The following is a 12,151-nucleotide window of genomic DNA, read 5'->3' on the forward strand; positions in this document are numbered from 1 at the left end:
ACCGTGCCCCTCCCGAGAGCGAACTCTCCTTTTGGAGAGGGCAGTTGCACGCCGGTCTGCCAATGGGGCAGGGAGCGCAACCATGGCGGACGGCGCCCTCCAAGGAGCGGAACCCGAGTACTCACTCGCGGAGATTCCCTGCACCACGCAGTGGGACGCCACCGCCGCGCCTGTGCGGTCGGGACGTCTCGCCGAGACGGCAGACGGCATCTCTCCGGCCGTGGAGCGGCATGTGGAAAGCATTGAGCCGCGCAGCCTGGTCGTACAGGAATCTGACTCCCTCGCTCAATGCCACAGCGGTGATGCCGGCGAGCGTGATCGGATCCATGGCGCCGTTCCCCCTCGCGTCGAATCGCCCCATTCCGGCCTCGCTTCGCCCAAGACGCCAGGACGCCCCGTACATGATCTGGTGCGTCGGCCCGGTGTGGAAGGCCGACTTTCCAAGGCCGGCTTGCGCGGATACTTCCGCGAGATCAGGGTCCTGCCGCGAGAGGCGGCACGGACCCGTCGTTTCAGCCTCACGTCCGCTGGGGGTGGGGCCAGGTTCGTTCCGTCCGCTGCACGAGGTCCGCCGAGGGAACTGTCCTGTGGTGACGGTGCCCCGGGGTGCGGGTGCAACCGGCTCACCGTACGTGCCGGCGGTGCCGGTCGAGGGAAGACGGTGATGACGTCGTACGGCTACGGCTACGGCTACGGCGGAGTGGCAGGAGCGCTTGCCGTAACCGTGATCTTGCTGTGGGGAGGGAGCTGAGGCGTCCGGCCGTTCGCATGCACCCGTACCCGTACCCGTACCCGTACCCGTACCCGTGCCCGTAGCCCGCAGGACCGGCCGGGCTGTTTTCAGGCGTGGTGAGCGGTTGTCGCTTCACGCCGTCTTGCCCGCTGTGATGACCACCTCTACCTTACTTATAAGTAAGTTTACTTCTCAGTAAGGAGTTTGACCTTGACCACCATCCCCTACCGGACCGTGCTGGTCGGCACGGACGGCTCGGAGTCGTCATTCGCAGCGGTCGCGAGCGCGGCACGCCTCGCTGTCGCCTGTGGGGCCGGGCTCGTGATCGCCTGCGCGTACTCGCCGATGCGCGGGACCGACCTGGACGTGGCAAAGGACCGGTTGGGAGCCGAGGCGTACCAGGTGGTGGGTTCGGCGCCGGCCGAGGGCACCCTGCGCGTCGCCAGGGACAAGGCCCGGGACGAAGGTGCGAAGGACGTGCGAACGGTCGCGGTGGAGGACAAGCCTGTCGCGGCCCTGGAGCGGATCGCGCAGGAGTGCGCGGCGGATCTGATCGTCGTCGGGAACCGGGGATTACGTTCGCTCGCCGGGCGGATCCTCGGCTCGGTTCCTGCCGACATCGCGCGGAAGGCCGGGCTCGACGTGTTGATCGTGCACACCACATGAGCGTGGCGGAGCCCGGAGGAAAGGCGGCGACCGACCTGGCGAGGGTCGATGAACCGCACCGGGCCATCGAGGCGATGCTGCTCGACGGAGCCTGCCACGGCACGGCCGGACCAACGATCCGATCACCGGTCGGTGGGAGTTGAATGCGAGCCGCGGAACCCGGCGACCTACCGGATGAGCAGTGGACGTTCGTCGAGTGCGCGGGCGACTTCGCGATGACGGGGGCGGGGCCTTCAGGCGGCGAACCGGTTGGTGTGGTCGGGCGACTGCTGCCCCGGGCGCAGGAACCGCTGGTCGCCCTGTTCGTCGCGCACCGCGAGGAACCCGGCGTCCGTCAGCCGCCGTGCGATCATCCTGCGGCGGACCGTGCCCACCTTGAACGCCACGGTGCACAGCAGCGCGACCGCCCCGCCGGAGGCGACCGCTTCGACCGGCGACCTGGTGTCGATGAACAGGAGGACGGTCAGGACCGCACAGGCGAGGTGGACCAGGAGTTTCTGGCGTCGGTCGGCGACGTAGAGGGCCATGACGTCGAAAGTGACGAGGTCCTTCAGCACCGCCACGGCACCGGCCGCTTCGGGCAGCGGCTTCAGCGAGCCCTGCTTCAGCCCCGGCACCGTCCCGCCGTTGCCCGCCCGGGGGTGGGCGGCGATGGTTGCCGCCTCACGGACGCGCGCGTCGGGCCGCGGGTCCCGGTACATCCTGACCTGGATCAGCGAGTTCTTGAACCCGGTCCTGTACGCCCTGCCGTACGTGTAGCCGTACTGCTCCGCCACATGCGCCAGAGCGGCCGCCTTCGGCGCGGAGCCCTGAGGGGCGATCTCGACGACGTCCCGCTGACCGGCGATCTGCTGGAGCACCCCCGCTGTGTGACGTTCCGCGGACACCCTGTTCTCCACCCCCCTGGGACCCTCGCGCCGGGCCCGACCGGAGCACAGCCTAGAGTGCGCGTCGCCGATCGGAACACGCACGGTGCCCCGACCACGGACCGGGAGACCCCGCTTCGGGTGTGGGGGAGGCCCCCGCAGGAGCCGAGCCGTCACGATGCGCTGCTCCCCGCGCGAGCGGGGATGGCCCCCTGCAACTCGTCCGGAACGATCCGGCACCGGCTCGGTCGCGGGCGCGGCGCAGGGGCGCGGTGTCCGCAGCCGTACGCCAGGCCGCGCCCCGGCGGCAGGGCGTAGAGGTCACCGCAAGAAATGCGACAGAGGGTGTCGGGTTTTGTGGAGACAGTGAGGGTGCCGGTCGGTGCCGTGGTGGCGCGGGCCGGGGCAACGGACAGACAAGGATCCTCATGCGTGAGACACCCGATGATCTCCACCGGCTCCAAGCCCTCCTCGACGCTTCGCTCGCCCGCTCCACGGCGCACCTGCGGTCCATCATCAGCAGCGAGCGCACGCTCACCGCCGAGCAGCTCACCGGTGTGCTCACCGGCATGTGCACGCTTGCGCTGTCCACCGTGACGGCGAAGGGCGAGCCGCGGGTCAGCGGCGTGGACGGGCACTTCCTGTACGGCAAATGGCACTTCGGCACCGCGCGCGGCGCCGCCAAGGCCCGGCACCTCGCCGCCCGGCCCGCCGTCAGCGCCGCGCACATGCGCGGGGAGGACCTGGGCGTGTTCACCCACGGCACCGCGGAAGTCCTCAACCCCCGAGACGGCGAGCCGGCCGCCGACTGGCCGGACCTGCGCGCGTACCTCCGGGACTTTTACGGCGATGACGCCTTCGACTGGGACAACGACGTCGTCTTCTACCGGCTGCACCCGCAGTGGATGGCCGTGTTCGCCCCGGACCTCGCCAAGCTCGGCGGGAAGGCGGACGAGGTGTGACCCCGCCCGTACCGGACACGCTCTTGCCGACCCCACACTGCCGGGGTCGGCAAGACGTGCGACACCATCAGCCTTTGTGATCGGCGGGTGCGTGCTCGCGGAGATGCCCGTGAACACCTGATCCGCGAGAACCCTCCGGTTGACCGTGATCGCCACGATCGGATCATGCCACCCACCAGCACGGACGCCCCACCGACCATCACGCACCAGCTCGTTGGTCGTGGACCTGAGCGTTCACTCCGGGATGCGCGTCACCGCGGTCCGTGCCCAGGCCCGAGAGCAGGCGCAGGCCGTCCTCGGCGGGGCTGCCGGGGGCCGCGGACAGCACCAGCAGCTCCATGCCTGATTGGTCGGACAGTGCGAAGTTCTCCTGGTGCAGTTCCAGCAGTCCGACCAGCGGGTGCCGGTACGCCTTGCGTCCATGGGTGCGGGCGCGCACGTCCGCGCGCGCCCAGAGGCGACGGAAGCGCGCGCTGCCCATCGCCAGCTCGCCGATGAGCGAGGCCAGGGCGGGGTCCTCGGGGTATTTGCCGGCGGCCAGGCGCAGGTGCCCGACCACATCGAGGGTGCAGTTCTCCCAGTCCGCGTAAAGGCCGCGCTCGGCCTCCTCGAGGAAGATGTGCCGGGCGCTGTTCAGGCCCGGCATGGGCCGGCCGTAGAGGAGGCCGGCGAGGCGGTTCCCGGCGAGCACGTTCAGGCGGTGGTCCATGATCAGCGCGGGTGCGTCGGTGACCAGGTCGAGGACGCGCAGCACCTCCGGCCGGACCCGCCCGCCCGGCGCCTTCGCGCGGCGGCGGCGCTGCCGGGCGAGCCGGGAGAGGTGCCCGCGTTCGGTCTCGTCGAGGCCGAGGACACGGGCGAGCGCGTCGAGGACCTGCTCGGAGGGCTGGGTCGCGCGGCCCTGCTCCAGGCGTACGTAGTAGTCGACGCTGACTCCTGACAGGTGCGCGACCTCTTCGCGGCGCAGCCCCTCGACCCGGCGGCGGCTGTCGGTGGGGATGCCGACGGCCGCCGGCTCGACCCGGGAGCGCCGGGTCCGCAGGAAGCTCGCAAGATCGTCCATGTCTCCCAGTATGGCCTCGCCGGCGCCCGCGAAGGTGGTACTGCCGTTACCAGGAAGTCCAGTCCGACGGAAGAGGCGCCCCTGAACGCCGGGCGCCGCCGCGCCCAGGATCGAAGGCATCCGATCCGAAGGAGTTCCCATGAAGACGCTGATCGTCTATGCCCACCCGGAGCCGAAGTCGCTCAACGGCTCGCTGAAGGACCTCGCGGTGTCCACGCTGGAGAATGCCGGGCACGAGGTGCAGGTGAGTGATCTGTACGCGATGAACTGGAAGGCGGTCGTGGACGCCGCGGACTACGGCCCCCGTGCCTCGAGTCCGCTGAAAGTCGCGCGGGACTCGGGCCGGGCCTTCGACACCGGGACGCTCACCCCGGACGTCCGCGCCGAGCAGGAGAAGCTGCTGTGGGCCGACACGATCATCTTCCAGTTCCCGCTGTGGTGGTACACGATGCCCGCGATCCTCAAAGGCTGGGTGGACCGGGTGTTCACGTTCCACTTCGCGTACGGCGTCGGCGAGCACAGCGACACCCAGTACGGCGAGCGCTTCGGCGAAGGAACCCTCGCGGGCCGCAGGGCGCTGCTGTCGGTGACCGCCGGCGGACCGGAGTCGCACTACACCGCCCGCGGGATCAACGGCCCCATCGACGATCTGCTGTTCCCGATCCAGCACGGCATCCTCTACTACCCGGGCGTCGAAGTGCTGCCGCCGTTCGTGCTGTACGGCACCGACCGGATGACCGACGAGGACTACTCGGACATCGCCAAGGCCTGGGAAAAGCGCCTGCTCACCCTGGAGTCGACCGAGCCGATCGCCTTCCGGCGGCAGAACTCCGGTGACTACGAGATCCCCTCGCTGCACCTGATGGAGGGACTGGAGCCCGCAGGCCGCACGGGTTTCGGACTGCACGTGCGCGGCTGACCGCTGGAGTGGGGACTCCTGACGGAATGACTCACGTGGCGTCGTCGGGCCCTGGGGCAGTGGGTAGCAGCCGGGTGCGAGGGCGTTGTCGTGTCGAATGCGATCAACGCGGCGCACTGGGGGCCATGTCGGGCCACCCCGACTGGTACGAACCGGCTCGTGCTGTCCGCGGTCTGCGCGCGCCGGCGGATGCGGCGAACCTGCCGGAGGCGGCTGAGGTCAGCTCGTTGCTCGGCGGCGACGGAATCTTCCATGGCCACAGTGCTGCGGTGTTCCTCAGTACAGGGAGAGGGAGGCGCGGTACGAGGCGATGAGTGGGCCTGCCAGGGCAAGGCCTGCCAGGGCTGTTGCCATGGAAAGGCACACGATGAAGAAGAAGACGGCGAAGACCAGTGTGCCAGTGGTGCCGCGGCCGACCTGTGCCACTGTCCGGCTTCCCGGGTCGTAGAGGATCTCCACTCGTTCCGCGTACGCGGACGTGCCCGTCAGCTCGCGGGACCCGCCTTCCAGGTCGGTAAACTCGTAGGCACCGGCGTACAGCTGCCGGCCTTCGACGAGGACGTCGCGGGTGCGCAGCCGCCACGTCTCCCGGGTCATCTCCCAACTTCCGCACACGAAGTGGCGCAGCGGTACCGCGAGGGAACCGATCAACCAGCACGCCAGCGCGCTGTACCACTCGTACGCACCGAGGATGCCGGCGGTCAGCATCGCCGCGGCCGCCAACAGGTAGAAGGACACAGCGGTACGCGAGGCAATCCGGCGCCGGTCGACGGGCGGCTTCGCGACCGGCGTCCCGCTCACCAGCAGGGCGCCGTCGGCCCTGGACCCGGACGCGTCACGCACAGACAGTTCTTGCTGGAGCGCATCGGCGAAAGCCCGCACCGCCGAGGCCCTGCGGCCGGATACCGTCCAGGACACCGGACGGTCCGTCCGCGGCGCGGTGAGCACGACGGCAAAGCTCCGCCCACCGGACTTCGGGGTCTCCGTCCGCTCGATCGCAGCGAGCGGTATGCGCCTGCTGGAAGCCGGCGTCTCCAGGATCAGCATGTCGTGCTCGAGTCTGGCCTCGAAGCCGCGTCGGCGTCCGGGCAGGATCATCGCGAAGACGGCCGCCGAGACCGCGTCTGCATCAGAAGACGTGCTTGTTGTCCCGTCCGAGGCCATGGAGACGGATTAGGCCGACCCGGATGAGGCACAGGCGGTTACCGGACCTGCTTCGCGGCTGCGACCGCCCTGGGCCCGCACTCGGCACCGGCACAGCGCCAGCAGAGGTGCGCGTGATCTGCCGGCCGGCGTGGGATGCGGTGGGGAGGCGGGGGGATCAGGACGGTCTGACGGCCCCGGCCGCCGAGCACCTGCGGCTCGGTGAAACCGGAGCTCGTCGACCGCCCACCCGCGTGCCGCTGTGAGGCCCTTCCTCCCCGGCGACGTCGTGAGGGAGGCCGTCTTGCCCTCGCCGGGCTGCATCCGCAGGGCTCGGCCGACGGCCTGGACGAGGTCGGGCATCGAGCCGGCCGCGTCGGCCCAGTACACAGGGTCGCACCGGCTGCGCATGGATGCGCTGGTGACATCGGATGGGCACCAGCAGGGGATGGGAGAGCCCGTCCTGCTCAGAGTGCACCGCAGCAGTGATTGTGGCTGCCGCACGGTGGCCGGGCGGGCGCCCGCCGCCATGACCAGGTGGTGCTCCGGCCGGAACCGGCTGTGCGCGGTTCGGGCCTCGCTCCGCGCCGGTTGGACCTGCGGGCCCGGGAGTCCCGGCGTACATCTCGCTGACGAGTCGCCGGCGGCCGCGTAGCACTTGAGGACGATTCCGCGTCCGCAGGGAGGCGGACTTCTCCGCCGGGAGGGAACCCCGGCCCACGGTCGCCGTCTTGGTTCCCGTGCCGGCTTGATCGTCGAGCCGGCACGAGGAGGGGTGTGATGGCGGATCAGGTGCGCAGGACGAGGCGGGCGCAGGCGTCGGCGCCGGAGTACCAGGGGGCTCTCGGATCGTTGTCCGTCAATGCCTCACTGCCCGAGGTGCTGGCCCGGGGCATGGAGGAGCTGCGGACGGCAAAACGGGCCGGGGACCTGCGGGAGGAGGCGCGCTGCGGGCTGGCCGTGGCGGAGGCCTGCCGCAGGCTCGGGCGCATCGAGGAGGCCGACCGGGCGTGGAAGGCGAGCTACCGGGCGGCGCGTTCGGCCGGCCACGAGGGGGCCATGGCGTGGGCTCTGTGGAGCGGCGGCACGCTGGCCAGGCAGCGGGGTGCGTTCAGGCTGGCGTACCGGTTGCTGAGGCTGGCCGCCGAGACGGGCGAGCGGGGTGGCGACGTCGTCGTGCGCGGCTACTCGCTGGCGGGGCTCGCCGAGACCGGGCGCATCCAGGGCGATTACGCGGCGGTCAGGAGGCTGCACGAGCAGCTGCTTGCCGAGGCCCGCCGCCGGGGCGAGGCCCGGCATACGGTGTGGGCGCTGGAGGGCATCGCGCAGATGCACCGCAACACGGGCGCGTACGACGAGGCCCTGGCCTTGTTCGAGGAGGCGGCCGACACGGCGTTCCGAGCGGAGGACCGGCGCGGATGGGCCTGGGCGCTGCGCGGCATCGCGGACGTGGTGTCCGTGCGCGACGCCGACGTGGAACGCGCCCTGTCGCTGCTGTCCCAGGCGGAGGAGGCCTGCCGGGAGATGCGGCTGTCCAGCGCGCTCGCCTACAACCACAAGATGCGCGGCAACGTGCTGTACCGGGCGGGCCGCTACGAGCAGGCCCGCGAGATGTACACCCTGGCCCTCGGGGAGTTCCAGGAGATGGACGAGCCGCGCGGGACGGCGCTGTCACGACTGGGGCTGGTCAAGGCGTGCGCCCGGCTGGGCCGCGACGTTTCGCACACTGCCGCGGACCTGGCCGAACTGCGCTCGACACTGGACCGCATCGGGCTGCGGCATGCCCGGGACATGGTGGACAAGGCAGCGGCCGAACTGGGGGCCGGGCCGCTGCCGGACCACGGCGGCCACGAGCGGAACCCCGTGAGGCCCACGTTGCCGGCGGTCGGGGCCGAGGCGCTTCGGGCCGCCGATGTGGAGGGCCTGCGGTGAACGCCGTCCCGACACCGTTCCCGCCCGTGCGCTCGCAGGGCGATGCAGTGGTGGCCACGGCGCGTTCCTCTCGTGAACACGACGCAGCGCCGGCCCGTGTCCTGGACCGCTGCCGTGCACTCGTCCGGCCTGCGCTGGTGGAGGCGGTGGGCGGCCTCCATCCGTGGACCGGTGAGATGGCGGCGTACGCACTGGGCTGGTCCGACACGACCGGTACTCCGGATTCCGGGGGATCCCAGGGCAAGGGAGTGCGCCAGGCGCTCGCCGTGCTCGGGGCCGAGGCGGTCGGAGCCGACGGCGCCAAGGCCGTTCCCGGCGCCGTGGCCGTCGAACTCGTGCACATCTTCTCGCTCCTCCACGACGACATCATGGACGGCGACGCTCTGCGCCGGCAGCGGCCCGCGGTGTGGAAGGCGTACGGGACCGGCCCGGCCGTTCTCACCGGCGACGCGCTCCTCGCCCAGGCCGTGACCACCCTGGCCGAGGCCCCGGGTCGGCATGCGGCGGCCGCCGTCCGCTGCCTGTGCCGGACCCTGAACGCGCTGGTGTCCGGCCAGGCGCAGGACCTGCGCTTCGAACACCGTCCGTGGTATGGCCCCGGCGCGGTCGGACCGGACCAGTACCGGTCGATGGCCGAACACAAGACAGGCGCCCTGCTGGGCTGTGCCCTTGCGCTCGGCGCGATCCTCGGCGGCGCCCCCGACCGGACCGCGACCACGCTCGAACGGGCGGGTCGCCACCTCGGCCTCGCCTTCCAGGCGGTGGACGACATCCTCGGCATCTGGGGCGACCCCGCCGTGACCGGCAAACCCGTCCACGCCGACCTGCGCAGGGGCAAGAAGACCTACCCGATGCTCGCCGCCCTGGCCGGCAAAGGCAGGGCCGCGCACGAACTGGCGGCGCTGCTAGGCCCTCCCCGGCCCCTCGACCACGAGGCCGCCGCCCGTGCCGCGGCACTCGTGGAGGAACTGGGCGGACGGACCGCGACCCGCGACGAAGCGCGCCGACACCTGGACACCGCCCGCCGCGAGCTGCGCGACGCATCCCTCACGCACGCCGCCGCACAGCAATTGGACAGGCTGTTCGCGTACGTGCTCGACCGGACCAGCTGATCACCGTTCCGCCTTTGCGACCCCGTCGGTGACGGCTCGACGACGGGGGTCGCAGTGGAACGCGGAAGACAGCGGACCGGGCGTGGGCACCACCGCCCCCGTGGGGTGCGAGTCCGGTGGCCGGGCGGCGGGCCGCCCCGCAGAGCGCCACCGTCGCCCCCGTACGCACCGGACCGCGCCAGGGCGGCGTGACGCCCCACGGCGAGGGCGAGGCGGTGGAGACCGCTTCCCTCTCCCCGCCCGCGGGGAGGGGCCCTGCGCCCGGCCGGCTGTCTGTGTGCGGTCGGGCGGGAGCCCGGGAACGAGCGGGGCGCTCGGACGGGACCGTCCCGCCCGGCCCCGCCGCCCGCGCCTCCGGCCGGACGGGAGCTCACCGGCTACGGACGTCTCAGCGGGCTGCACGCCCTTGCCCAGACCGCCCTTCCGGCGCAGGTTCGCCATGTGCTGCCCGATGCACACACCACGGCCTCGCCTTCGCCCCGCACCGTGTTCTGGCGCGGCGCGAGGTGTCCCATGGCCCGCCGGTAGGACCGCAGGACGGCGAGTTTGTTCTCCCGGGCTTCCCCGCCCGGCTCTCACACCATCCCGGCTCCCACCCCATTCCGGCTTCCGGCGCATCCAGGAGCGTCCTGCGCCGCTCCTCCAGCTCTCCGGCCCGCAGCGCCTTCCGCTGCTGATGCACCCACCTGCCAAGCGGAAAAGCCTTCGTCGTCCCCCCTTCGACCGTGTGGACGGGTGCGCTGGTGACATCGAATGGGCATCAGCAGGGGGTGGGAGAGCTCTTCCTGCCCGGAGCGCACCTCAGTGGTGATCATGACTGTCGTGCGGTGACCAGGTTGCTGCCGCCGGATGCCCGTCGTGGGGATGGTCGGCCGCCATGGGCGCGGTTGTTCACCCCCCTGCGCTGGCGGACGCGGACGATCTCGACCTGATCGCGGACGCCTCGGCCTCCCTGCTCCGGGGCGGTTCGGGCGCCCACCGCCGACGGGCCGTCCACTTCCGCCGCGAGAACCTGACCGACGGCCTCCACCACTTGGTGGACGGCGGCCCGCACGCCGCCGGAGTTCCGGGAGGAAGGACCTCCGCTCGGACTCCGCACGCCGTACGACGTCCCGGTCTGTCCGGCGGCGGGACGGTGCCGGATCGCGGCAGCCCCGCGCGGCGGCGTACGACGGGTCCGCGGCCGACCCCGTGAGACCCGCACAGGCCGGAATTCGCCCCCAACAGCCCGGATTACGGCCTGTCACGGCGATTCGCACGCCCCTAGCCTGTCCGGCATGCCGCTGTTCCGGAGAGCCAAGAAGTCCGACAGTCCCACCGCGCCTCCCGTGCCCGCCTGGTGTTCCTGGTTCAGCCCCGCCCAGTGGCAGGCGTTCCAGGCCCTGCTGCGCGACGTGTTCGTCGACGGCACCGCCTCGGGCCCGCCCCTGGCCCTGGGCGCCGACCGGGTGCTGCGGCTGGCCGGCCCGGACGGGTCGCCCATCACCCTCGACCTGTCTTCCCTGGCCGTCGCCCTCCGGGACGCGCCCCAGGACCACTGGCGTGCCAGGACCGTCGAGTTCGTGGAGGAGCGCCTGCAACGGGGTGACGAGCGCGAGATCCTGTACGCCGAGTCCTTCGACCGCGTCCGCCACCTGCTCCTGCCGCGCGTCGTGCGCGCCGAACACGTCTTTGACGACACGCACGGCCTGGCGTTCCCGCTGACACGGGAGATATCCGCGGTGCTGGCGATCCGCCTGGAGGGCGGGCTGGCCGCGCCCGTACCGCCGGGGCAGATCGGCCGCTGGGGCGTCACCCCCGAGCAGGCGTGGGACGCGGCGCTGGCGAACCTGCATGCCCTGCCGCTCTCCCTGGAGGACGACGGCGGGGCCAACCCGATGGTGAGCGTGACCGATCCCGCCGGCTTCACCTGCACCCATCTGATGCGCGCCGCCGAGATCCTCGGCCGCCCGGCCCCGCACGGCATCCTCGTGATGGCCCCCCGCGAGGGCTTCCTGATGATGCAGGCGGTCGACGGACCCGAGCTCAAGTGGTCGGTGATCGGCTACTCGGAAGTCACCCTCCAGCACTATGACGACGCCCCGGAGCCCGCGCGGCTGTGCCCCCGCGTGCTGTGGATCCATGAGAACCGGATCGAGTCCGTCGGGGTGACTCCCGCCCCACCGGGCAGCGACGCCCCGGGCGTGATCAGCGGTTCGGAGGAGTTCGTACGTCTCCTGTCGTCGTTCGACCCGCCGGGCGAAGGAGCCTAGCGGGTGTTTTTCGGATCATCGGATCGCTGGTCCGGTCGTGAGGGACGGGGAGATTTCTGACGCCGCCCGGGCGGTGATCGAACCGCTGCCGCCGCTCGTGGGCCGGGCCCGGGGCGGTGTCGGGAACACCGGCAAGCGCTTGAGGGCATCGTGTTCTAGGGCGTGTGTCGAAAGTAGCGCCGTCTGCCCGCCGGGCAGGCGGGACTTTCGACACACGCCCTAGTTCCGCACCGGTCCGCCCTGGAGGGATCTGCCCGAACGGTTCGGCCGGCGGCACTTGCGACCGCCTGGTTGGCCGCCGCCAGCACCCTCATCCGGCTCAACCCGTGATCGACAAGACGACCCCTAGGGGGCGTCTTCAAAGGTGATCATGCGATGGGGGATCATGCTTGTCGTGGTGCGTCGTCATGAGCTTTCGGATGCCGAATGGGCTGTGCTGTCGCGGTTGCTGCCGAGTTCGGGGACCGCGGGACGGCCTCGTTCGGACGACCGGGCGGTGCTGA

Annotated in this window: 9 protein-coding genes and 1 pseudogene; 6 read left to right on the forward strand and 4 right to left on the reverse strand. The window is 71.4% G+C overall.

The features are described from left to right. Nucleotides 1-952 precede the first annotated feature (952 nt). Nucleotides 953-1,399 (forward strand): universal stress protein, encoded by a 447-nt coding sequence (locus tag ACIQKA_RS26750; RefSeq protein WP_402542642.1) that lies wholly within the window; start codon nt 953-955, stop codon nt 1,397-1,399. A gap of 233 nt (nt 1,400-1,632) precedes the next feature. Here the strand turns inward: ACIQKA_RS26750 and ACIQKA_RS26755 are convergent, their stop codons facing one another. Then, nucleotides 1,633-2,286: a hypothetical protein gene (locus ACIQKA_RS26755; RefSeq protein ID WP_402542624.1), complete on the reverse strand. Its 654-nt coding sequence runs from the start codon at nt 2,284-2,286 to the stop codon at nt 1,633-1,635. Nucleotides 2,287-2,693: 407 nt separating this feature from the next. On the opposite strand from ACIQKA_RS26755, the gene ACIQKA_RS26760 reads away from it, so the two are divergent. Next, nucleotides 2,694-3,227 carry a pyridoxamine 5'-phosphate oxidase family protein gene (locus tag ACIQKA_RS26760; protein WP_383442201.1) on the forward strand — a complete coding sequence of 178 codons (534 nt, stop codon included), beginning with the start codon at nt 2,694-2,696 and terminating at the stop codon, nt 3,225-3,227. A gap of 199 nt (nt 3,228-3,426) precedes the next feature. Here the strand turns inward: ACIQKA_RS26760 and ACIQKA_RS26765 are convergent, their stop codons facing one another. Next, nucleotides 3,427-4,290, reverse strand: coding sequence for a helix-turn-helix transcriptional regulator (locus tag ACIQKA_RS26765; protein WP_402542625.1), 864 nt, complete (start codon nt 4,288-4,290; stop codon nt 3,427-3,429). 139 nt (nt 4,291-4,429) lie between these two features. Here ACIQKA_RS26765 and ACIQKA_RS26770 point away from each other — a divergent pair, with 139 nt between their 5' ends. Further along, nucleotides 4,430-5,209, forward strand: a complete 780-nt coding sequence (locus ACIQKA_RS26770) for an NAD(P)H-dependent oxidoreductase (protein ID WP_402542626.1) — start codon at nt 4,430-4,432, stop codon at nt 5,207-5,209. Nucleotides 5,210-5,485: 276 nt separating this feature from the next. Here ACIQKA_RS26770 and ACIQKA_RS26775 read toward each other — a convergent pair whose 3' ends face one another. Next, on the reverse strand, nt 5,486-6,373 hold the full coding sequence (locus ACIQKA_RS26775; RefSeq protein ID WP_402542628.1) for a hypothetical protein: 888 nt from the start codon (nt 6,371-6,373) through the stop codon (nt 5,486-5,488). 759 nt (nt 6,374-7,132) lie between these two features. On the opposite strand from ACIQKA_RS26775, the gene ACIQKA_RS26780 reads away from it, so the two are divergent. Next, the gene (locus ACIQKA_RS26780) at nt 7,133-8,284 is read left to right on the forward strand and encodes a hypothetical protein (protein ID WP_391097168.1); all 1,152 of its coding nucleotides are present in this window, start codon (nt 7,133-7,135) and stop codon (nt 8,282-8,284) included. A gap of 47 nt (nt 8,285-8,331) precedes the next feature. Continuing rightward, entirely contained in the window at nt 8,332-9,396 is a 1,065-nt protein-coding gene (locus ACIQKA_RS26785) for a polyprenyl synthetase family protein (RefSeq protein WP_383442228.1), read from the forward strand. 390 nt (nt 9,397-9,786) lie between these two features. Here the strand turns inward: ACIQKA_RS26785 and ACIQKA_RS26790 are convergent. Then, nucleotides 9,787-10,120, reverse strand: a pseudogene (locus ACIQKA_RS26790) (helicase associated domain-containing protein); the annotation flags it as partial. 553 nt (nt 10,121-10,673) lie between these two features. Between ACIQKA_RS26790 and ACIQKA_RS26795 the strand changes: the two are divergent. Then, a complete protein-coding gene (locus ACIQKA_RS26795) occupies nt 10,674-11,648 on the forward strand; it encodes a hypothetical protein (protein ID WP_383150520.1) in 975 nt (324 codons plus the stop codon). Nucleotides 11,649-12,151: the final 503 nt, after the last annotated feature.

Source organism: Streptomyces sp. NPDC092045, assembly GCF_044756005.1.
Taxonomy (GTDB): domain Bacteria; phylum Actinomycetota; class Actinomycetes; order Streptomycetales; family Streptomycetaceae; genus Streptomyces.